The following is a 21,268-nucleotide window of genomic DNA, read 5'->3' as shown; positions in this document are numbered from 1 at the left end:
CGCGATCGTCTCCTGACCCGGTGCATCCGTAGCGAGTATCCTAGGCGTTCATGTCTCAAACCGGCCCCGAGGGCGCCCGCGAGGCCGCGAAGCCGGCGCAACGCTACCTGGTGCCCGAGGGTACGAAGCGTTTCGACCCGCGGCAGTGGAGGACGGCGCCTCCGGCGGATGCCCCGCGCCACAACGAGCTCCGCAAACTGCGGCGGCGGGCTGTACGCGACATCAGCCGTCAGCAGAGGTTGCTCTACGCCGAGAACCGGTACGCGCTGCTGCTGATCTTCCAGGCCATGGACGCCGCCGGCAAGGACAGCACGATCAACGCCCTGCTTACCGGCGTCAATCCCGCGGGCTGCCAGGTCTTCAACTTCAAGCAGCCTTCAAGCGAGGAGCTGGATCACGACTTCCTCTGGCGGACCGCCCGCAGCCTGCCCGAGCGCGGCCGCATCGGCGTCTTCAACCGCAGCTACTACGAGGAGGTCCTCGTGGTCCGGGTTCATCCGGAGATACTGGAAAAGCAGAACCTCCCCCATCTGGACCCGAACGGCCTGTGGCAGCAGCGCATGGAGTCGATCGTCGAGCACGAGCGGCACCTGGCGCGCAACGGCACGGTGATTCTCAAGTTCTTCCTGAACATCTCCCGCGACGAGCAGAAGGCGCGCTTCCTGCGCCGTCTCGACCGCCCCGACAAGCACTGGAAGTTCGCCATCAGCGATGTCCGCGAACGCGGCTTCTGGAACGAGTACATGAGCGCCTACGGCGAGGCGATCAGGTCCACCACCAGGAGCCACGCGCCGTGGTACGCCATTCCCGCCGACAGCAAGCCGTACATGCGCTGGGCAGTCGCCGACATCGTGCGCGACACGCTCGCCAGCCTCGACCTGCACAACCCGGAACCATCGCTGGCCGATCTGGCCATGTTCGACGATATGCGCCGCCGCCTGGAGAACGAGTAGGGCGCGCCGCCAAACTCGTTCCTCGGCTATCATTCGCCGCCTACGCGATCCTGACTACGGAGCGATCGAACGCTCCAGGCAACGCTTCGAACGACACGGGTCCCGACGGGGACCGGAAAGGCCACCATGACCCCCACAACCGGGAACCTCCGCAACACCCTGCTTCTGGCCCTCGTCGCCGCCCTGCTCACGTTCGCCTGCAGCGGCTACGGCGCCCCGGCCCTGCCCGCCGCCGTCGGCTCGTGGAACATGACGATCGAGACTCCGCTCGGCACCCAGGAACCCACCCTGATCGTGTCCGGCGACGCCAGCGGCCTGATGGGAACGATGAGTTCGCCCCAGGGTGACGTCGAGCTCGCCGACGTAACCTGGAACGACGACGGCACTCTCGGCTTTATCATGGACATCGAGGCCGGCGGCCAGTCGCTCAGCCTGACGTTCTCCGGCATGGTCGACGGCGACTCCCTCACCGGCAGCTTCGCCAGCGACTTCGGCGACATGGAAGCGAACGCGACCCGCGTCGTCGAGTAGCTCTTCCGCCCAAGCCGGCACCGCGCAGCCGGCCGGTGATCCCGCCGGCCGCCTGCTTGGTCCTTGACAAATAGGACCAAGCCAATCCACTATCTCCGGACTCGCCGAAGGCCAGCCTCGTTGCCCGGCGAACTGGAGGGCAGGCGAACCGGATGAAGACCAACTCTCGAAAGGCCGGAACGGGACTACTGGTGCTGCTCCTGGCACTGGTGGCGCTCGTCCCGTCGGCCGCCCCAGCCGCCGCGCAGGACGCGACCGAAGAGCGCATCGCGACGCTGGAGGAGCAGATCGAGACGCTGCGCCGGGCCATCGCCGAACTGGCTGCCCGGGGCCCCGACGAAGGAGTGGCCGAACTGGAACGGCAAATCGAGGTCCTCGCCGAGGAGATCGAGAAGCTCAACCTCGGCGCCGCGGCGGCCGAGGGAGCTGAAGCCACCGAGGGCCTCTACGGCATGGGCATCGCCGCCTCGAAGGTCTATCGCGTGGAGGAAGGCCTGTCGATCGGCGGCTACGGCGAGATGGTCTTCGAGAGCTACGCCAGCAAGCGCGAAGGCGGCGAACCGACCGGCTTCGGCGACACCATCGACTTCCTGCGCGCCATCGTCTACGTCGGCTACAAGTTCGACGACAGATGGGTGTTCAACTCGGAGATCGAGTTCGAGCACGCCTCGACATCCAAGTCCGGCAGCGCCTCCGTCGAGTTCGCGTACGTCGACTACCTGTGGAAGCCGCAGTTGAACTTCCGCACGGGAATCCTGCTGCTCCCCATGGGCTGGCTCAACGAACTGCACGAGCCCACGCTCTTCCCGAGCGCCGAGCGCCCCTACATGGAGCAGGTCCTCATCCCCAGTACCTGGCGCGAGAATGGGGCCGGCGTCTTCGGCGACGTGGGTCCCTTCTCCTACCGGAGCTACGTTGTAAACGGCCTGAAGGGCGCCGGCTTCAGCTCCAACGGCCTTCGCGGCGGCCGCCAGAAGGGCGCCAGGGCGCAGGCGGAGGACTTCGCCTGGACCGGGCGACTGGACTACACCGCGACGCCCGGGCTGATCGTCGGTGTCTCCGCCTACGTCGGGAACTCCGGCCAGGGACTCCGCGACCCCGCCGGCGCCACGATCGACGCCCGCACCGAGATCCTCGACTTCCACTTCGACTGGAGTCACCGGGGTTTCCGCCTGCGCGGACTGTGGGCCCAGGGCGACGTCGGCGACGCGGCCCGCCTGAACGCAGCGCTGGGCATCACCGGCAGTGACTCGATCGGCCAGCGTCTGGAGGGGCACTACCTCGAGCTGGCCTACGACGTGCTTGCCCACCGTGGCGGGCGCGCTTCGCTGTCGCCCTTCGTTCGGATCGAGTCGATCGACACTCAGGTCCGCGTGCCGGCCGGATTCGAGAGCGACCCGATCTTCGATCGCGAGATCCTGACCTGGGGCGCCGCCTGGCAACCCATCGACCGGCTCGTCTTCAAGGTCGGCTACCAGGACTGGACCAACCCAGGCGGCACCGGCTTCGACGAGTGGAACCTGGCCATGGGCTACCTCTTCTAGGAGTCTGCGCGGCAGAAACGCACCGTCGTGAGTTTCGACGCGAACAGCCGCCGCGCAGCGCTCGCGGCCGCGGCGGCCGGCTGCCTCGTGCTGTCGCTGTGGGCACCGCGGCCGGCAGCCGGCGGGGTGTTCATGACCCGCGACGAAGCACTGGAACTCGCCTTCCCGGACTGCGGGGTCGATCGCGAGACCCTCTACCTGACCCAGGACGAGCGACGACACGCCGCCGACCTGGCCGGAGCCAGGATCGACTCACGGCTCGTCGTGCGCTACCGCTCCGATTGCGGAGGCGTCGCCTACTTCGACGTCCACCGGGTCCGCACCCTGGCCGAGACGGTGATGGTCGTGGTCGACGCCGAAGGTCGGGTCGTACGCCTGGAGGTCATGTCCTTCCTCGAACCGGAGGAGTACATCCCCCGCCGGAGCTGGTATGACCAGTTCCTGAGGCTGAGGCTCGATTCGAGACTGCGCCTGAAACGGTCGATCCACGCGGTGACTGGCGCCACCCTGACCGCCCGCGCCACGACGGACGCGGTGCGGAGAATCCTGGCGCTCGATCAGGTCCTCAGGAAGAACGTGTTACGAGACGGCGAACTCGTGCCATGAACCGCGTCACCGCCTGGAGCCTCCACACGTCGACCCTGCTGGTCGGCGGCACCGGCCTCGTGTACGCCTGGATGCGCTACTTCACCGCGCCGGCCGACGAGTTCGCGATCGTCGGCCATCCGTGGCAGCCGCACGTCCAGCACCTCCACCTGTGGACGGCGCCGCTGCTCGTCTTCGGCATCGGCCTGATCTGGCACGACCACATCTGGCGGCACTACCGGCGCCGCGTACGCGACCGCCGCCGGAGCGGCCTGTCCCTGCTGCTGGGCTGCGCCCCGATGATCGTCTCCGGCTACCTGATCCAGACCGCCGTCGGCGACCTCTGGCGGCAAACCTGGATTGCACTGCACCTGGTTGCGTCAGCGCTGTTTCTCGTCGGCTACGGCGCCCACATGGTGAAACCGCTCCGGGCCGCGCTCGGCCATACTGCTTGCGCCAAGCTCCTGGCTAGAAGTCGTAACGCAGGCTGACGCTCACGACCCGTATGTCCGTGTCCTCGGTCTCCATCCAGTAGGACACGGGCTCGCTGCCGTCAAGCCGGAGCTGGGACGGATGGCTGCGGAGGCGGCGCCAGCCGTCCTCGTCGAGCGAGTAGAAGCCGTCGAAGTCGGTCCAGCGCGCCTCGAAGTCGAGGCTGACGCGATCGCCGAGCGCGTAGTTCAGGCCCGCGATGACCTGGTAACCCGTGAGTTCGTCGTCGAGCGTCGTCGTCTCGCTGGTGACCGTGCCGGCGAGGTTTCGGCGCACTTCCTCTTCATTGGGCAAACCGGCCGCGGTCGTGATCGAGTCGGGGTCCGTGTTCCGCGCCCACAGGGTGCCGTAGTCGATCTCGGTTGCGCCGAGTCCGAAGCCGACGCCGACGTAGGGACTCCACCGCCCGCCGCCGCCGAAATCGACGTAGAGATTCGCGAAGACGCTGTCCGACGTGACGCTGTTGATCCGTTCTTCCGCAACCTGGATCTCGCCGCCCAGCTTGGCGAACGTGGCGCCGGTGGCGCTGGCGACCGGCGCGGACTGGTCGACCTTCGAATCGCGGCGGAAGTACTCCGCTTCCAGGCGCAGCCGGCCGCGGAAGTCATAGCCCAGGGCGGCGCCCGCGAACAGACCGCGGGCGCTGTCGAACGACGTCCGCCAACCCGCGCCGGAGCCGCGATCGGGCGTCGTGCATCCTTCCACCTCGGCGTAGCGCGGATTGATGAACTCGTCGCAGCGGCTCGCTCGATCGTCACTGTGGCCGACGAGAAAGACCCCTGGCGCGGCGTGGATTCCCATGCCGCTGCTCAGGTAGAAGCCCCTCCGCTCCTCCGCCGCGGCGCCTCCTGCTGCGAAGACGCAAGCGACTGAAAGTGCCGCGAACCGCGCCCAGGCGCATCCCTGCCCTCGTCTCACGGTCCCGTCTCGCCTTCCCCCTCACTCACCGATGCCTGCTCGCCGTGCCCCCCGCCCGGCGGCCCGGGATGCGGCGTGTTCGTCGTGATCAACACAACCGAGATCAGCATGCCCGCGATGCCGACCCAGAGCAGGGGACTCACCTCGAGCTGGCCTCGGCCGCGGTACAGCGTGTAGAGCGCCGTGACCGTGACCGCGCCGCCGAAAACGACCGGCATGACGGCGTAGGGAATCCGCGCGCCGCCGCTGAACATGGCGAGCGTCAGCGAGAGTGCTCCCAGGGCGCCGAGGGTGCCGGCGTAGAGACCCCAGATGCCCGACGGTCCGGTCGGCTCGAAGCTGTCGCCCATCACCCTCATCCCAATCAGGCCGCCGACGATCGCGATGACGAGATAGGCGATGCCGATGCCGACATAGGGCTTGAACGGCGACATGGACTCGTCCACCAGGCGAGCCCTGCCGAGGACCGGGCCGTAGAGGCCCCAGCAGAGGGCCGTGCCGAGCGCGAACACGAAGGGAAGGAAGTTCTTCATCGATGATCTCCAGGTTCAGGTCGCGCGAGGCTAACAGCCCGCGGTGGCAGTGCGCGTCGCACCGAGAGCGGCTAGGCGCCCGTCCAGCAAGGCGCGACGAGGGAGCACATCGGGCTATGTTCGACCGAGGAGCAACGATGCTGGGCGGGATGCATCGCCGCTCGAATGCAGCGCGACTGTCGCCGCGGGCTGTTCAACCCCTGAGCAGGGATACCGCAGCGATCATTCCCGGCAAGCCGGTCAGGCCTCCGCCGGGATGGCAGCCGGCGCCGCCCAGCCACAGGCCGTCGACCGGCAGCGGCTCGCCCGCCCAGGCCGACGCCGTCGGTCGGAGCCACAGGCTCTGGGACGGGTTCATCTCGCCGTGATGGAGCCCGCCGGCCGTTGCGCCGTAGTCCGCCTCGTAGTCCGTGGGAAGCAGAACCGCGTGCTCCCGGACCAGGCCGCCGATGCCGGGCGCCCACCGCTCGAGTTCGGCCGCCACCCGGGCCAGCAGCTCCGGGCCGCCCGCGGCCCAGCCGCCCTCCAGGTCGAACGGCAGGTGGTGAACCGTCGCCAGCAACACGTGCCGCCCCGCGGGCGCCAGCGTCGGATCGAGCGCCGTGGGCAGCGCCGCCTCGATCCACGGCCGCGCCGGCAGACGACGGTACTTCCCGGCGTCGGCCGCCCGCTCGATGTCGTCCGGTCGCTCCGCCAGTACGATCCGGCCGGTCAGCGCCGGCCGCTCCAGGCCGCGGAACGCCGGCAGCCCGTCCAGCGACAGGGCCAGTCTCGCGGCAGCGCCCCGGTACTTCACGTTGAGCAGGCGCCGCACGAAGCGAGGTTCGAGGAGCGGCGCGCCGATCAGATCGAGGAAGGTGATGGAGAGCGTCGCGGTCGAGATGACGGCCCCGGCTTCGATCCGTTCGCCATCCGCCAGCCGCACGCCGGCAACGCGGCCCGAATCCACGAGAATCCGGGAGACGACGGCACCGGTCCGGATCTCGGCGCCCGACGCCGCGGCCGAAGCGGCCAGGGCGGAAGCCAGGGCCCCGGCGCCGCCCCGAGCGCGCACCACCGGCGCCAACCGATCGGAACCGCCCAGCGCGCAGTGGAAGAGCAACGGCCAGCCGGTCCCGTTCGCCCGAGGCCCCTGGCCGGTCGCAGGGAGCGCCACTCCGCAAAGCGCGGCCAGCAGCGACGGGTTCTCGAACCGCTCGCGCAGCGCCTCCTCGAGCGGCGAGGACAGCGCCCGCAGGAGTTCCGGCGCGATGAGAAGGCGCCCCATGTCGGCGAGTTCTAACGGCCTGGAAAGGAGCGGCTCAAGCGCCGCCGCGCGCTCGGCCAGCTCGAACACGAAGCCGGGCCAGGCAGCCGCGTCCCGACGGCTCACCTGGCCCAGCCCCTCCACGGTACGCGCCACTTCAGGCCAGAGCACGACGGCGCTCGAATCGGCGGTCGCCGGAACCGCGGCTACCGCCGGCGCTTCGATCAACTCCAACCCGTGCCCGCCAAGCTCCAGCTCCTCCATGACGGAACGGCGGAACATCCCCAGGTCGTTGCTGCCCGCATCGACCCGATGACCGGGGATGAGCTCCCGCGTCGCCGCCAACCCGCCGAGTTCCGGACGCGCCTCGAGCAGGACAACGGGGCGCCCCGAACGCGCCAGGAGCGCCGCGGCGACCAGTCCGTTATGGCCGCCGCCGACGATGGCTACGCGATCGCTCAAGGCGTCTCCCCGCCACCGCCGGCGGCCGAGCCGACGCCACGCAGATCGTCCAGAACCCGGAGCGCGGCCAGCCGCGCCGGACCGCCGGAGATGCCGCCTCCGAACTGCGTCGACGAACCGCAGAGGTAGTAGCCGGGCAACGGCGTCCGGAAGGCCGCCGCGGCCGGGTCGGGGCGCAGCAGGAACAACTGCGACAGCCGCAACTCGCCGTGGAAGATGTTGCCGCCCGGGATGCCGGCGATCGCCTCGATGTCCGGCGGCACGAGGACCTGCCGGTGCAGGATCTGGTCCTCGATGCCGGGCGCGTACTCGGCGAGGGTGCGCACGACGGCATCGCCGAACGCCTCCCTCTTTCCGCCATTCCAGTCGCCGGCCGCCAGTTCGTACGGCGCGTACTGCACGAAGCACGACAGGACATGCTTGCCGGGCGGCGCCATGTCCGGATCGAGGACGGACGGGATGATCATGTCAATGAACGGTCGCTCCGAGAAACCGCCGTACTTCGCGTCGTCGTAGGCGCGGTCGACGTAGTCGAGACCCGGGGCGATCGTGATCCCGCCCGAGAGATGGGGTCCGGGCTCCGGCATGCATTCGAACCGCGGCAGGCCGGAGATGGCGAGGTTCACCTTGGCGGCGCAGCCGCCGCTCTGCCACCGCGCCGCCCGTTCGACCAGTCCGGCACCGACATCGCCCGGGACGTCCTCCGGATCGAGCAGACGGCCGAGGCTGATCTGCGGCGCCGCCGACGACAGGACGACGCCGGCACGGAGCTCGTCGCCGTTCGCCAGCACCACGCCGGTCACCCGGCCGCCGCGCGCCAGCACGCGCGCGACGGGGCTGTCCGTCCGGATCTCGGCGCCGTGGCTTCGTGCCGCTTTGGCGATCGTCGCCGCCACCGCGCCGGTGCCGCCCTTCTGGAAGCCCCACTCCCGGTAGACCCCGTCGACCTCCCCCATGTAGTGGTGCAGCAGCACGTATGCCGAGCCCGGCGTGCGGGGAGACAGCATGGAGCCGATGATGCTCGAACTCGAGAGCGCGGCCTTCAGCACGTCGGACTCGAACCACTGGCCCAGGAAGTCGGCGGAACTCATCGTCAGCATCTGCACGAAGCTGCGCAAACGGGCCGCCGGCAGGTCGAGGAAGTAGCGCGCGATGTCGGCGACCTCCGCCGACACCTCGACATCCAGGTGCTCCGGACTCTCCGCGACGCGGTCGCCGATTGCCGCGGCCAGTTCGTCGGGCGCCGCCCGCTGCAGCCGGTACATCAGGTGGCCCATGCGGCGCATCTCGAGCTTGTACTCGAACAGCGCCTCGGCATCGCGCCGGGAGTGGCGGGCGATGTGACGGTAGGTCCGCTGCGGATCCGCCTCGCGGAACAGGCAGTCGCCACCGGGTAAGGGGTTCAGGGTGCTCGCGGTGGGGACCAGGAACAGGCCGTGGCGCACGAGGTCGAGTTCGTGGATGACCTCCGGCCGCAACAGCGAAACGAGGTAGGAGAACACGCTGAACCGGAAGCCCGGGAAGGCCTCCTCGCTGCGGGTAGCGCCGCCGATCTCCGGAGAGGATTCCAGCACCACGACGTCGAGGCCGGCGCGGGCGAGGTAGGCCGCGGCAACCAGGCCGTTGTGGCCGGCCCCGACCACGATCGCATCGAAGCGACCGCCGCCGCCCGGCGGCGTGCCGCCGCCGGTGCCGGCGGCTTCCGTCAGCTCCACCGTCATCCCCTGACTCCGGGCATCGGATCGACCGCCGTCTTGCGTGGCGGATTGAAGAACGGCCGCTCCACGACCCGGGCCCTCGCCCGGCGTCGACCGTAGCCGACCGCGACCTCGACATCGAGTTCGGTGCCGGAGTCGGCCGCCTCGCCGCGCACCGTGGCGAGGCCGATGTACTTCTTGAGCAGAGGCGAGAAGAACCGGGTCGTGCACTGACCGACCTGCCATCCGCCGGGGGCGAACACCGGCGTTGGCTCCCGGGATGCCGGCTGGCCCACGACCTGCGGCCGAAGGTCGATCTCGGACCACAGCCGCTCCAGCTCGAACCAGTCGACCTCGAGGCCGACCATTGCCCACGCCGGCCCGCGGGCGCGTTCCAGTTCGAGCGCCCGGCGACCCACGAAGTCGGCCTGCTTGTCGAGCTTCACGGTGAACCCGAGGCCCGCCTCGACCGGCGTGACCTTCAGCACCTCGATCTCCGCGTGCACCGCGGACACGTAGTCGACATCGATCAGAACCAGGCCGGCCTCGGCCCGCACCATGTCGAGCGCCAGGAGACCCGCGGGCAGCAGGCCGTGGTCCCGGCCCGCCTCGACGAGAGCATCCCACAGCGCCTCCGCGTGCTCCGCGGCCACCCAGAACTCGTAGCCCAGGTCGCCCGTGTAACCGGTGCGGGTCACCGTCACCGGGCCGCCTCCGGCGCCCGGGCCGACCTCGCCGGCCGCGAGATCGAAGTAGCGCATTGCGCCGAAGTCGATGCCCGTCGTGGCCGTCTCGGCGATCGCCCTCGCCCGCGGTCCCTGGAGCGCGAGCACGCCGATCTCCTCCGAGACGTCCCGCACGTCGACGTCCATGCCCCAGCCAGAGTCCTGGAACCAGCGCAGGCAGGGCTCGGCGGCGCTGACCAGGAAACGCTCGCGCTCGAGGCGCTGCACGTTGCCGTCCTGCAGCAGATGACCCTCCTCGTTGCACCAGGACGTGTACATCACCCGGCCCGTGCGGCTCTTCGTGAAATCGCGCGTCATGACCCGATCCAGCAGAGACTCGGCGCCGGCGCCGGTGATCTCGTACTTGAACAACGGCGACACGTCGATGAGCGCGGCCCCGTTGCGAACCGCCCAGTACTCGCGTTCGGGCGTCGGCTCGTAGGTTTCGACGCACGTGTAGCCCGACCAGTCACGCCACGCTCCGCTCTCGCACAGCGCCGCCGTCCGCCGGTGGAACGGCGTCCGCAAGGGTTCGAGCGGCCGCAGGCCGTTGTGGCGCGGTGACGACCCGGCATCTCCCGTGCCGGGCGCACCCGGCAGCCACCCGTAGGCCTGGCTCTCCGGACTGCGGCCGATCAGCCCCTCCGCCTCGAGGACACCGAGCAGGCGATGCGCCGTCGACGGATGAAGCCCGTGCGACGCCGCCAGGTCCGACAGGCGGTGCTCCGGCGCCTCCGGCGTGAACGATCTCAGCAGGGCCAGCGCCCGCTGGACGGCCTGCGTTCCCTGCGGAGCCCGGCGCGGCACGGACCGCCGCTCCTATCCGCCCCAGCGGTAGTTGAGGCGCGCGTAGTAGTAACCGCCGCCCAGGCCCCAGGGCGTGAACTGACTGTAGGGCAGACCGAACTGCGCGGCGAACAGGTCCATCCGATCCGAGAACGTGTCGAAGACGTTCTGGCCGCCGATCGAGAGCGTGGTGTCGGACACCAGCGGGACGCTGACTTCCAGGTCGAGGATGTAGCGGCCGCCCAGGACCGGGGCGTCGGCCCGGCGCACGGAGCGGGCGTCGATGTGGTCCACCCAGGATCCGAAGTAGTGGAGGCGTCCGAGCAGGCCGACCCGCCCGATGTCCTGGTTGACGGCCAGGTTCCACCGTGTCTCCGGAACGCCCCGTTCCAGCGCGAGCACGTCGCCGGGACCGAGCAGCTCGGAGTCCTTCGTGATCTCCGTCTCCGTGTGGTTCAGTGCGAGGCTGAACACCGTCCTGCCGCCCAGGGCCGGCGGCGCCCAGGTCGAGACGATGTCGATCCCCTGGGTCCGCGACGAGAAGTCGTTGATGAAGAAGCGGAACGAGGAGAGCGTGCGCGCCGACGTGATGCCTTCCGAAAGCAGCAGAGCGCGCTCTTCTTCGGCCAGCGTGAAGAACTGCGACAGGGCGAGCCGCCGGTCGACGTCGATGTGGTAGGTGTCCGCCGTCAGCGTGAACGGCCCGGTGTCGACCACGAGCCCCGCCGTCACGTTGGTCGAGGTCTCGGGCTCGAGGGGCTGACCGCCCCGGAACTGCGCGGCGCGGAAGGTAGACGGCACCGTGGCGCTGTCGACGAGATCGAGCGTCTCCGGGTTGATCGTCGACTGCACGTTGAACACGTTCTGCTGACCGGGCGTCGGGGCCCGGAAACCGGTGCTGACGCCGCCGCGCACGGAGACCGCGTCCGTCAGGGCGTAGCGGGCCGAGAGCTTCCCGTTCGTCGTGTCGCCGAAGACGTCGAAGTGCTCGAATCGCAGCGCTCCGCCGAGCGTCCATCGGCCGTCCGGGTCCCGCAGCTCCAGGTCGCCGTACACGGCCGTGTTGGCGCGGCTCCAGGTGCCGGCCGTGTAGTCGGGGAACCCCGGAAAGCCGTTGGAGCCGGAAACAAAACCCTGCGCGGCGTACGGTCCGACCTGCCACGACGGCAGCTCCCCGGAACGGATCGTGAAGCGCTCGTCACGCCACTCGGCGCCGCCTGCCACGTGAACGAGTTCGGAGATCGCGTAGGAGACGTCGAAGTTCAGGTTGAGTTCGGCCTGCCGGTAGACGCCCGGATCGAAGTCGCGCGGACTCTCCGGACCCAGCGAGGCGTTCACCGTGTTGAAGAGGAAGAAGTCCGCTTCGTGAGAGCCGTAGCTGGCGCTGGCATCCCAGGTGAAGCCGCTCTTCGTGGTCCGGCGCACCCCGGCCACGGCCGACATGTCGGTCATCACGCCGCTGAAGTACGGGGTGAAGCCGCCCGGAGCGATCTCCTGGAAGGAGAAGCAGTTCGGGTCGGCGAGCACCTGGGCCACCGCGGCCTGGTCCGGCCGGTTGTCGGTGATCGTGACGGTCGGGCAACCCGCCGATCCGTCCCGGACGCCGTCCTGCGCGTCGAGCACGTCGCCGATGAGCAGCGTGCGTCCGCCGTCCAGGCTGAAGATGTTCGCGCGCGTGTTGGGATTCCGGTAGTAGAAGCCCTGCGTCGCCGTCTTCTCTGCGTAGTTGGCGTGGCCGTAGACCTGCGCGCCGTTCCCCAGCAGCTTGCCGAAGTTGCCGAACAGCTTCAGGTCGTCCTCGTACTCCGAGTCGCCCCAGATCTGCGCCGGGTCGCGGACGTGGGTGTTGCCGGCGGCGATCAGCGCCGCCGCGTCGGCGCGCTGCACGCTGCGGCTGGTCGGGTCGGCGTTGCCGTACTCCATGCTCAGATGGGCGAAGCCGTTCTCCCCCAGCGGCAGTCCGACGTCGCCGGCGATCGCGTACGCCTGACCGTCGCCCGCGCCGTAAACGCCGCTCTTCACCTCAAGGCTCCCGCCCGAGGGCGAGTCCTTGAGCAGGAAGTTCATGACGCCGGCGATCGCGTCGGAGCCGTACTGCGCCGAGGCGCCGTCGCGAAGCACCTCCACCTGGCGCAGCGCCGTCGCCGGGATGGTCGAGATGTCAGGGCCCTGCGTGCCGTCGGTCACGCCCCCGAACCAGACCAGGATCGCCGAGCGGTGCCTCCGCTTGCCGTTGACGAGAACGAGCGTGTGGTCGTGGGCCAGATTACGCAGACTGGCCGGCCGCACCAGCGACGCGGCGCCGCTGATCGGATGGGTCGCGACATTGAACGAGGGCACGAGGTTCCGCAACTGGTAGTCCAGCGTGCTGGCGCCCTGGCTGACGACATCCTCCACCGGGATGGCGTCGATAGGCACGGAGGACTCGGTCACCGACCGCGGACGCGCGCGGCTGCCGACCACCACCAACTCGTCATCGAACTCCGCGACCACTTCGCTTTCCGTGCTCACCGCTTCCACAGTGGCGCCGTCGGCGGAGGCGGCGCCTTCAGTGCCGGCTTCCTGGGCCGGAACGGCCCCTGGCACGGAAAGCGCGACCAACAACGAGATGAGCACGCGCGGCACGGCGGGATGATGGCACATCAACAGCGCTAGGATCTGTCCATGATCCCGCGTATGGCCCCCCGGCCCCTGGACGGCCGCCTCTACACCGACCCGACCATCTTCACCGAAGAGATGGAGCGCATCTTCTCGCGTATGTGGGTGTGCGGAGGACGGCTCGAGGAACTGGACGAACCGGGGCGATTCGTGACCCGAGAGATCGGCGGCGAATCCGTGATCGCCGTTCGGACGGCAGCGGCCGGTAACGCCGCCGGATCGAATGGCAACGGTGCGGGAGCCGAGGCGGGACACGGCCTGGCCGGCTTCTTCAACGTCTGCCGTCATCGAGGATCGCGCGTCGTTGACGACTGCGCGGGCACCGCCAGGGTCTTCCAGTGCCCCTACCACGCCTGGACCTACGGTCTCGACGGTCGGCTGGTCGGCGCGCCGCACATGGCAGACGACTTCGACGCCGGGGACGCCGGCCTGGTGCCGGTGCGGATCGGCGCGATGGACGGCTTCTTCTACCTGTCGCTCGCGGCCGACGGGCCGCCGCTTGCGGAGGTCGCCGCCGACCTGCCGGACCTGTCCCGGTTCACCCTGGACCGGTTGGTCCGGGGCGACCGCCACGAGTACGAAGCGCAGGCGAACTGGAAAATCCTCTGCGAGAACTACAACGAGTGCTACCACTGCGCCGTCGTCCACCCGGAGTTGAACCGGGTGTCCGACTACCGCAACGGCGGCAACCTGGAGACCGGCCGTTTCTTCGTCGGCGGCCCGATGACGCTCAACGACGGCTGCAACTCGATGACGGCAACAGGGCGCAGCGACCGGCCCGACCTTCCCGCGATCGAAGTCGCCGACCGGACCTCGGTTCAGTACTACAACGTGTACCCCAACCTGCTGATCAGCCTGCACCGGGACTACGTCGTGACCCACACGCTCTGGCCGATTGCCGCCGATCGCACGCGAGTGGTCTGCGAGTGGCTATTCGACCCCGACGCGGTCGCGGCCCCCGGTTTCGACCCCAGCGACGCCGTGGACTTCTGGCACCTCGTCAACAGCCAGGACTGGGAGATCTGCGCCCGCACGCAGTTGGGCGTCGCGTCCCGCGGCTACCGCCCCACCGCCTTCGAAGAGAGCGAAGCCTGCATCCAGGTCTTCGATGGCTGGTATCTGGACCAGATGGGCCTGTGAGCCGGCGCTCCCGACTGCCGAGCACCGCGTCACCCGAGCATCGACCCTGAGGACCGTTCATGTGGCTCCGTGAACACGCCCTGATCCTCGTCCTGTTCGCCCTGTACACAGGCGTTCTGGTCCACCACGCCCTGATCGGCCAGCGGCGGACACGCGATCTCGCCGACTTCCTGGTTGGCGGCCGATCGCTCGGCGGCATCATCCTCGGCGTCTCCTTCTTCGCCACCTACGCCAGCACGAACAGCTTCATCGGCTTCGCCGGCAGGGCCTACGCCTCGGGCATCGCCTGGCTGCTGATCATCCCGACGGCCGTCGTCCTGTCCTTCGTCGCCTGGGCGTGGCTGGCGCCCCGCCTGCGCGGCGTGACCGAAACGCTGGGATCGGTGACGATCCCCGACTACATCGGCTTCCGCTTCAACAGCCGGCCCGCCCGTTTCGCCGCCGCCGTCATCGTCATCTTCTCCAGCTTCCTGTACATGACCGCGGTGTTCAAGGGCATCGGCTCACTGCTGGTCGAACTCCTCGACCTGAGCTACGGCCTGTCGCTCTTCGTCGTCGTCCTGATCGTCTGCCTCTACACGATGATTGGCGGCTTCCACTCCGTCGCGCGCACCGACTTCGTCCAGGGCATGCTGATGACGATGGCCGCGTTGCTGATGTTCTTCCTCATCACCCGCGCCGCCGGCGGCATCGGCCGCCTCGCCGACCTGGCGCAGATCGGCGACGGCTCGCTCGCCCGCTGGGATACGGCGCAGCCGCTCGGCATGCTGATCGGCGTCGTCTTCGCTTCCACCGTCAAGCTGATCGTCGAACCGCGGCAACTCTCGCGCTTCTACGCCCTCGAGACCGAGGGCGCCGCCCGGAGCGGTCTGGTCGTGTCGACGCTGAGCTTCCTGATCGTCTTCAGTCTGCTGGCGCCCCTCGGGCTCTACGCCCACTTCGTCGTCGGCCAGGGCATCGCCGACACCGACCAGGTCATCCCGATGATGCTCAGCGACCCGGCCATCTTCCCGCCGGTCGTGCAGGCGCTGCTGTTCCTCGCCCTGGTCTCCGCCGCCATGTCCTCGCTCGACAGCGTGCTCCTCGTCATGGCGTCGACCTTCCAGCGCGACCTGCTCGGCCTGCTGGTTCCGGCCGACGACCGTCACGCCGTCCGCAACACGCGTGTCTGCGTCGTGCTGTTCGCCGCGATCACCGCGATTCTCGCCATCGACCCGCCCGGCGGCATCGTCGAGCTGACGTCCTTCTCCGGCGCCCTCTACGCCGCCTGCTTCCTGCCCTCCCTGGCCCTGGGCCTGACCTGGCGCCGCGGCAACGGCGCGGCGGCGCTCTGGTCGTTCGCCGCAGGCGGAATGACGCTGGGCCTGTGGATGCTGCTCGACATCCAGGGCATGCACGCGGTGTTCCCGGCGATGGCGATCTCGTTTGCCGCCTACTGCATCGCGGCCTGGCTGGCGCCGGAGGCGAAGGCGGCGAAGGGGTTGTTCGGGTAAAGAGCGAGGAGGGCCTCTGACAGGACTCGGACTCAAGCTCGCCGTCCGTCAGCCCGCGCCGATCCGATCCTCCGATGAGCCAGTCGACCCTCAATTCTCTCGGCCAGCCCGTCGGGCGCGCGCTCGACGACTGGAGCGCCCCGCCGTCTCCCTCCCGCACTTCGCTGGTTGGACGCCATTGTCGCGTTGAGCCCCTCGATCCCGCTCGCCACACCGGAGACCTGTACGAAGCCACCGCGGCCGACACTGAGGGCCGCATCTGGACCTACCTCAACTACGGTCCGTTCGGCTCATCCAACGAACTCCGGTCATGGGCCGAAGCCGCGGCAGCAAGCGAAGATCCACTCTTCTTCGCCATCGTGGACGAAGCGGACGGACGAGCGGCCGGCGTTGCGTCGTATCTGCGGATCGCGCCCGCCGTGGGTTCGATCGAAGTCGGCAGCATCTGCTACCCGCCCCGTCTCCAACGGACCACGGCGGCCACGGAGGCGATGGTCTTGATGATGCGCTACGTCTTCCAGCTCGGCTACCGGCGCTACGAATGGAAGTGCGACCGCTTGAACGCACCTTCCATCGCCGCCGCCGAGCGCCTCGGCTTCACCTTTGAAGGCGTGTTCCGGCAAGCCACGATATTCCGGGGACTGAACCGCGACACAGCGTGGTTCGCGATCGTCGACCGGGACTGGGAACAGCTCAACGCCCGCTACAAACGATGGCTCTCCCCGGGTAACTTCGACGCCGCCGGGGCGCAGCGGGAGTCCCTCTCGGCACTCACCGCTCCCTTCGTCCACCGGCGCTTCGCGTCCTGGTGACAGGAGCCGGTCGTGAAGGCCAGTCTGTAACAGCCGGGGACCTGGCACTTCCGGCACACCCGGCGAACCGCGCCCTACCGCCGCCGGTTCTTCTTCGCCTGCTGGACCGACTTGTAGAACGCGCCCAGCCGGCGGTCCTCGGCACGGCGGGACGCTTCGTCGCGGCGCTGCTCGAGCCGGCGCAGTTCTTCGCGCAGGTCGTGGTAGTTGCGTAGCCGCGCCGGGTCCAGCGAGCCGTCCCGGATCGCCGCCCGAACGGCGCAGCCGGGCTCCTGTCCATGGCCGCAGTCCCGGAAGCGGCATTCAAGAGCGACTTCCTCGATGTCGTCGAAGGTCTCCTCCAGGCTGCTCTCGTCGTCGGCCCAAAGCTGGAGTTCGCGGATTCCCGGGTTGTCGATCAGAAGCCCGCCGCCGGGCAACTGGACGAGGCGCCGGTGCGTCGTCGTGTGGCGGCCGCGGTCGTCACCCTCGCGCACCGGTGCAGTGCGCATCACCTCCTCGCCGCTGAGACCGTTGAGCAGGGTCGACTTGCCCGCGCCCGAGGAGCCGAGCATGGCCACGGTACGGCCCGGGGCAAGGTGGAGCGCGAGCGGTTCCAGATCCTGCTTCGCCAGCGCACTGACCGCGACGACGGTCGCTCCCGGCGACGCTTCCGCTGCCCGCGCCCGCATCGCGTCCGGATCGGCGGCGAGGTCCGCCTTCGTCAGCACGACCACCGGTGCGGCGCCACTCTCCGTGACCATGGCGACGAAGCGCTCCAGGCGACGAACATTGAAGTCGCCGTCCATGCCCATCACCAGGAAGACCGTGTCGACGTTCGCGGCGACGACCTGCTCCTCGGTGCGGGCGCCGGCCGCCTTCCGCGAGAGCCGGCTGCGCCGGTCGAGCACATGGACGATCCGCGGGTCGACGCCTGGAACGGGCGACATCTCCACGACGACCCAGTCGCCCACCGCAGGGCCGCCCGCAACGGCGCGGCGCGCGCGCTTCAACAGCCGGGCCGACAGCTCGCCCTCCTCGGCGACGACCCGGTAGACGCCACGCGCTATCGAAACGACGCGCGCCGGGACCAACCGGCCCGGCGACGCCGTCCGCTCGACGAAGCGCCGGCAGGAGTCGGCGAAGTCGGACCTCCAACCCCACGCGTCGAGAACCGCCTCGCTCATGGATCGAGTTCCACAGGTCCGCATACGGACAGGCTGGTCACCTTACCGGCGAACCCCACTACGTGATCCGCCTCTTCGGATCGAACGTGTCGCGCAGCCAGTCGCCGAGCAGGTTGGACGCCAGACACGAAGCCATGATCGCAATCCCCGGCATCGTGATCAGCCACCAGGCGACCTCGATGAAGTTGCGACCGTCCGCCAGCATGCCGCCCCACGACACCTGGGGCGGCTGAATGCCGAGCCCCAGGAAGCTCAAGCCCGCTTCGAAGACGATCACGCTGCCGAACTGGAGCGTCGCCAGCACGAGCAGCGTGTTCAGGACGTTCGGGGTCAGGTGGCGGATCAGGATCATCGGGCTCGAGACACCCGCGACCCTGGCCACGGTGATGAAGTCCCGTTCGCGCAGGCTGAGCACCTCGCCGCGGACGATTCGCGCATACCAGGTCCAGTAGGTCAGGACGATGATCGTGATCACCATGCCCTCGCCGGGCGGCAATACGGCCGCGAACAGCATGGCGAGCGGAATCGCCGGGATCGCCATCTGGATGTCGATCAGCCGCGAGATCACGGCGTCGACGATCCCGCCGAAGTAACCCGCCGAGATCCCGAGCGCGGCGCCGATGCCGCCGGAGAGGGCGATGGCGTAGATCGCCACCGTCACCGAAACGCGGGCGCCGGCGATGATCCGGCTCAGGATGTCGCGGCCCAGCATGTCCGTTCCGAGCGGATGGTCGAGGCTGCCGCCGGACCGCCAGAACGGCGGTGTCATCGACTGAGCGAGCGCGATCTCGGAGGCCTCGTGGGGCGCAAACCACGGTCCCGCCACCGCGCACAGCAGGACGAGGCCGAGGACCAGGCAGGAGACAACGGGCACCCGCCGCTCAGCCATGCCGGATCCTGGGATCGATCAGCCCGTAGCTCAGGTCGACGAGGAGGTTCACGACGACGAAGATGACCGCCGACAGCACGACCCCGGCCTGCACGACCGGAAAGTCGCGCGCGAAGACGGCGTCGACCACTGCCCGCCCGACCCCCGGCCAGGCGAACACGACCTCGATGACGAAGGCGCCGCCGAGCATGTTCGCGAAGTAGACGCCGATCATCGTCGCCAGGGGTACGGCGGCGTTGCGCAACGCGTAGCGCCAGATGACGGTCCGTTCCGGCAGACCCATCACCCGGCCGGTGCGGATGTAGTCGCTGTCCAGGATGTCGAGCATCGACGAGCGCAGCGTGCGCGTCATCGCCGCCACCGGGTACCAGCCGAGGGCGATCGCCGGCAGGACGAGGTGAAGCGGACCCTCGCGGCCGAAGGCCGGCAGCCACTGAAGCCGGACCGCCAGGTACAGGATGAGCAGGAGGCCGACCCAGAAGCCCGGCATCGCCTGGCCGAGCAGGGCCAGCACCTTCGCCAGACGGTCTACCCAGCGGCCTCGGTAGACCGCCGACAACACACCCAGGGGCACGGCCAGGAGAAGCGCGAAGACGAGCCCGGCCAACGCCAGCTCGAGCGTCGCCGGCAGCCGCTCGAGCAGCAGCGGCATCGCCGGCGCCTGCCACTGATAGGACTCGCCGAAGTCGCCGGTGAACGCGTCGCGCAGGAAGACGACGAACTGGACCGGCAACGGCCGGTCGAGCCCCAGGGCCTCCCGCATCGCTGCGAAGTCCTCCTCCGAGGCGTCCATCGGCAGCAGCAGGGCGACCGGATCGCCGGCCAGGCGCTGTGCCACGAAGACGATCAGGAGCGCGCCGAGGACCGCCACCGCGCCCTGCCAGAGACGGCGGATCAGGTAGGCGCGCATCAAATCGTCGAGTTCACCGACCGGGCGATCGGTCCGCCAAGCCGATGTCCCGCATCATCCGCCAGTTGGCCTGAGGCCACGGCTCGAAACGAAGCGTGTCACGCCAGGCCAACGTCACGAGCGGCCGGTAGGTCGGCACGCCGCCGGCCACGCGTTCGTGCTTGAGCCGGGCGAGCTCCCGGATCAGCGCCTCCTTCGCCTCCGGGTCGACCGTCACGCGCAGCGTCTCGACCATCTCATCCAGTTCCGGGTCGTCGTGGTACGAGTACCAGCCCCAACCGTCACCATAGGAATGGAGGTGGCCACCCCAGGGGTCGGTCGGATCGCCGAGAGCGCCGTGGCCCCACATCCAACTCGCGATGCCGTCCATCTCGGGGCGGGCGTCCCGTCGGCCGAGGTTGATCCAGGCGCCGTACTCGAGCTGGACAATCCGGCAGCGGATGCCCGCGGCGGTCAGGTAGGCGAACATCGCCTCGCCCACTTCCTTGAGGTACGGCTCGCGCGGCGTCGTCAGGTTGTAGCAGTTCACGTTGATGCCGCGGGCGAAGCCGGCCTGCCGCAGCAGTTCGCGTGAGCGGTCCGGATCGAAAGCGTACGGCTTCAGCGCGGGGTCATGGCCCGGCGCCCCCGGCGTCACCTGGACCGTCCGGATGCCCTGCCCGTGGAGGATGTACCGGATGATCGCGTCGAAGTCGATCGCGTGCGCCACCGCCCGTCGCACCCGGACGTCTCCCAAGGGACTTCTCGGATCGAGAGCGTTCAACGCGAGGAACAGGTTGTTGCTCGTCGGCAGCGACGCGACCTTCACGCCGGGAGTGCGCTCGAAGTCGGCGACCTGGGCGGGAGGCACCGCGTCGATCCAGTCGACCGCGCCGGTCTTGAAGGCGGCGACCCGGGTCGTGTCCTCGGGGATGATCTTGATCGTGAGACGGCGGATGCCCGGCAGCGCGTCGGGATCCCAGTAGTCGTCGAACCGCTCCACCACGATCTCCTCGCGCACGCTGCGCGACACGAACTTCCAGGGCCCGGTCCCGATCGGATGAGCCTGCACGCCCTCGTTCCCGACCTCCTCGTAGTAGCGGCGCGGGATGGCCCAGAGGTCCAGGTTGAGCGGCAACAGCGCCGAGTCCGGCAGACCCTTGAAGACGATCTCCAGCTCGTAGTCGCCGAGCACGCGCACGTCGGCGACGTGCCGCCAGCGCCCGGCCTGCCGCGACAGGCCCGGATCCCGCTGGCGGAGATAGCAGTACCGCAGGTCGTGCGCCGTCAGTTCGTCGCCGTTGTGGAACCGGACGCCGCGCCGCAACTCGATGCCGATCAGCCAGACCCCGTCGCGCTCGAACAACCGCCAGGACTCGGCCAGCCAGTTCCGCTGCCTGAGGTCCGGCCCCGCCGCGAGCAACTGCTCGTAGAACAGCGCCATGAAGTACTGGTCGACGCCGGCCGAGGTCCGCGTCGGGTCGATCTGCGTCGGTTCCGCGGCAAAGGCGACGACGACGTGCGCGTCGTCGCCGGCCACGACCGGTAGCGGCAGCAGGCAGGCACTGCACAGGCACGCCGCCGCTACAACTCCACGCCGCATGGAGTGAACCTACCGTAGCGTGCTAACTTCCTGGACGGCGCAGCTTCCATATGCCCCTTGCGGGCAGCTCTCGTAATCTGCCCGGGGAAGGTGCGCCACTGCCTTGGTAGCGAAGTCGGGTCACCGCGACGGTGAACGGAGCACGC

18 protein-coding genes are annotated in these 21,268 nt (G+C 69.2%); 8 read left to right on the top strand and 10 right to left on the bottom strand.

Features of this window, described 5'->3' with window-relative positions:
- Positions 1-50 precede the first annotated feature (50 nt).
- The 5 genes from OXI49_05060 to OXI49_05040 all read left to right on the top strand — a co-directional run bounded on the left by OXI49_05060 (position 51) and on the right by OXI49_05040 (position 4,104).
- Positions 51-953: a polyphosphate kinase 2 family protein gene (locus tag OXI49_05060; GenBank protein ID MDE2689862.1), complete on the top strand. Its 903-nt coding sequence runs from the start codon at positions 51-53 to the stop codon at positions 951-953.
- A 126-nt stretch (positions 954-1,079) separates the two neighbouring features.
- Positions 1,080-1,484 carry a hypothetical protein gene (locus tag OXI49_05055; GenBank protein MDE2689861.1) on the top strand — a complete coding sequence of 135 codons (405 nt, stop codon included), beginning with the start codon at positions 1,080-1,082 and terminating at the stop codon, positions 1,482-1,484.
- A 152-nt stretch (positions 1,485-1,636) separates the two neighbouring features.
- On the top strand, positions 1,637-3,028 hold the full coding sequence (locus OXI49_05050; GenBank protein ID MDE2689860.1) for a hypothetical protein: 1,392 nt from the start codon (positions 1,637-1,639) through the stop codon (positions 3,026-3,028).
- 27 nt (positions 3,029-3,055) lie between these two features.
- Positions 3,056-3,634, top strand: a complete 579-nt coding sequence (locus OXI49_05045; protein MDE2689859.1) for an FMN-binding protein — start codon at positions 3,056-3,058, stop codon at positions 3,632-3,634.
- The gene (locus OXI49_05040; protein ID MDE2689858.1) at positions 3,631-4,104 is read left to right on the top strand and encodes a hypothetical protein; all 474 of its coding nucleotides are present in this window, start codon (positions 3,631-3,633) and stop codon (positions 4,102-4,104) included. Before OXI49_05045 ends, OXI49_05040 begins: the two co-directional genes overlap by 4 nt.
- Here OXI49_05040 and OXI49_05035 read toward each other — a convergent pair.
- The 6 genes from OXI49_05035 to OXI49_05010 all read right to left on the bottom strand — a co-directional run bounded on the left by OXI49_05035 (position 4,082) and on the right by OXI49_05010 (position 13,097).
- Complete coding sequence (locus OXI49_05035) at positions 4,082-5,023, bottom strand: outer membrane beta-barrel protein (protein MDE2689857.1); 942 nt, start codon at positions 5,021-5,023, stop codon at positions 4,082-4,084. The two genes, OXI49_05040 and OXI49_05035, sit on opposite strands and share 23 nt — an antisense overlap.
- On the bottom strand, positions 5,020-5,556 hold the full coding sequence (locus tag OXI49_05030; protein ID MDE2689856.1) for a hypothetical protein: 537 nt from the start codon (positions 5,554-5,556) through the stop codon (positions 5,020-5,022). Before OXI49_05030 ends, OXI49_05035 begins: the two co-directional genes overlap by 4 nt.
- A gap of 193 nt (positions 5,557-5,749) precedes the next feature.
- Positions 5,750-7,264, bottom strand: a complete 1,515-nt coding sequence (locus tag OXI49_05025; GenBank protein MDE2689855.1) for an NAD(P)/FAD-dependent oxidoreductase — start codon at positions 7,262-7,264, stop codon at positions 5,750-5,752.
- On the bottom strand, positions 7,261-8,985 hold the full coding sequence (locus OXI49_05020) for an NAD(P)/FAD-dependent oxidoreductase (protein MDE2689854.1): 1,725 nt from the start codon (positions 8,983-8,985) through the stop codon (positions 7,261-7,263). Before OXI49_05020 ends, OXI49_05025 begins: the two co-directional genes overlap by 4 nt.
- Complete coding sequence (locus OXI49_05015; GenBank protein MDE2689853.1) at positions 8,982-10,493, bottom strand: helix-turn-helix domain-containing protein; 1,512 nt, start codon at positions 10,491-10,493, stop codon at positions 8,982-8,984. The genes OXI49_05020 and OXI49_05015 overlap by 4 nt, the downstream gene beginning before the upstream one ends.
- A 12-nt stretch (positions 10,494-10,505) precedes the next feature.
- On the bottom strand, positions 10,506-13,097 hold the full coding sequence (locus OXI49_05010) for a TonB-dependent receptor (GenBank protein MDE2689852.1): 2,592 nt from the start codon (positions 13,095-13,097) through the stop codon (positions 10,506-10,508).
- Positions 13,098-13,136: 39 nt separating this feature from the next.
- On the opposite strand from OXI49_05010, the gene OXI49_05005 reads away from it, so the two are divergent.
- The 3 genes from OXI49_05005 (at position 13,137) to OXI49_04995 (ending at position 16,575) form a co-directional block, all read left to right on the top strand.
- Positions 13,137-14,270: an aromatic ring-hydroxylating dioxygenase subunit alpha gene (locus OXI49_05005; protein ID MDE2689851.1), complete on the top strand. Its 1,134-nt coding sequence runs from the start codon at positions 13,137-13,139 to the stop codon at positions 14,268-14,270.
- Between the two features lie 59 nt (positions 14,271-14,329).
- Positions 14,330-15,763: a hypothetical protein gene (locus OXI49_05000; protein ID MDE2689850.1), complete on the top strand. Its 1,434-nt coding sequence runs from the start codon at positions 14,330-14,332 to the stop codon at positions 15,761-15,763.
- A 74-nt stretch (positions 15,764-15,837) separates the two neighbouring features.
- Positions 15,838-16,575 carry a GNAT family protein gene (locus OXI49_04995; GenBank protein MDE2689849.1) on the top strand — a complete coding sequence of 246 codons (738 nt, stop codon included), beginning with the start codon at positions 15,838-15,840 and terminating at the stop codon, positions 16,573-16,575.
- 74 nt (positions 16,576-16,649) lie between these two features.
- Here the strand turns inward: OXI49_04995 and rsgA are convergent, their stop codons facing one another.
- From rsgA to OXI49_04975, 4 genes are read right to left on the bottom strand one after another with little or no spacing between them, the layout of a single operon-like run.
- The gene (gene rsgA / locus OXI49_04990) at positions 16,650-17,741 is read right to left on the bottom strand and encodes a ribosome small subunit-dependent GTPase A (GenBank protein ID MDE2689848.1); all 1,092 of its coding nucleotides are present in this window, start codon (positions 17,739-17,741) and stop codon (positions 16,650-16,652) included.
- Between the two features lie 58 nt (positions 17,742-17,799).
- On the bottom strand, positions 17,800-18,630 hold the full coding sequence (locus tag OXI49_04985) for an ABC transporter permease (GenBank protein ID MDE2689847.1): 831 nt from the start codon (positions 18,628-18,630) through the stop codon (positions 17,800-17,802).
- Positions 18,623-19,540, bottom strand: coding sequence for an ABC transporter permease (locus tag OXI49_04980; GenBank protein MDE2689846.1), 918 nt, complete (start codon positions 19,538-19,540; stop codon positions 18,623-18,625). The genes OXI49_04985 and OXI49_04980 overlap by 8 nt, the downstream gene beginning before the upstream one ends.
- Before the next feature lie 13 nt (positions 19,541-19,553).
- Positions 19,554-21,122, bottom strand: a complete 1,569-nt coding sequence (locus OXI49_04975) for an ABC transporter substrate-binding protein (protein ID MDE2689845.1) — start codon at positions 21,120-21,122, stop codon at positions 19,554-19,556.
- Positions 21,123-21,268 lie beyond the last annotated feature (146 nt).

The organism is Acidobacteriota bacterium (genome assembly GCA_028875725.1).
Classification (GTDB): Bacteria; Acidobacteriota; Thermoanaerobaculia; order Multivoradales; family Multivoraceae; genus Multivorans.
The sequence above is the reverse complement of the archived record's forward strand: the minus strand, read 5'-3'. Positions and strand labels throughout refer to the sequence as shown.

What these genes read in the sequence shown, in the direction of transcription:
- OXI49_05060 (MDE2689862.1), top strand. Translation starts at nt 51, where the DNA reads ATGTCTCAAACCGGCCCCGAGGGCGCCCGCGAGGCCGCGAAGCCGGCG.
- OXI49_05055 (MDE2689861.1), top strand. Translation starts at nt 1,080, where the DNA reads ATGACCCCCACAACCGGGAACCTCCGCAACACCCTGCTTCTGGCCCTC.
- OXI49_05050 (MDE2689860.1), top strand. Translation starts at nt 1,637, where the DNA reads ATGAAGACCAACTCTCGAAAGGCCGGAACGGGACTACTGGTGCTGCTC.
- OXI49_05040 (MDE2689858.1), top strand. Translation starts at nt 3,631, where the DNA reads ATGAACCGCGTCACCGCCTGGAGCCTCCACACGTCGACCCTGCTGGTC.
- OXI49_05030 (MDE2689856.1), bottom strand. Translation starts at nt 5,556, where the DNA reads ATGAAGAACTTCCTTCCCTTCGTGTTCGCGCTCGGCACGGCCCTCTGC.
- OXI49_05020 (MDE2689854.1), bottom strand. Translation starts at nt 8,985, where the DNA reads ATGACGGTGGAGCTGACGGAAGCCGCCGGCACCGGCGGCGGCACGCCG.
- OXI49_05005 (MDE2689851.1), top strand. Translation starts at nt 13,137, where the DNA reads ATGATCCCGCGTATGGCCCCCCGGCCCCTGGACGGCCGCCTCTACACC.
- OXI49_05000 (MDE2689850.1), top strand. Translation starts at nt 14,330, where the DNA reads ATGTGGCTCCGTGAACACGCCCTGATCCTCGTCCTGTTCGCCCTGTAC.
- OXI49_04995 (MDE2689849.1), top strand. Translation starts at nt 15,838, where the DNA reads ATGAGCCAGTCGACCCTCAATTCTCTCGGCCAGCCCGTCGGGCGCGCG.
- rsgA (MDE2689848.1), bottom strand. Translation starts at nt 17,741, where the DNA reads ATGAGCGAGGCGGTTCTCGACGCGTGGGGTTGGAGGTCCGACTTCGCC.
- OXI49_04985 (MDE2689847.1), bottom strand. Translation starts at nt 18,630, where the DNA reads ATGGCTGAGCGGCGGGTGCCCGTTGTCTCCTGCCTGGTCCTCGGCCTC.
- OXI49_04980 (MDE2689846.1), bottom strand. Translation starts at nt 19,540, where the DNA reads ATGCGCGCCTACCTGATCCGCCGTCTCTGGCAGGGCGCGGTGGCGGTC.
- OXI49_04975 (MDE2689845.1), bottom strand. Translation starts at nt 21,122, where the DNA reads ATGCGGCGTGGAGTTGTAGCGGCGGCGTGCCTGTGCAGTGCCTGCCTG.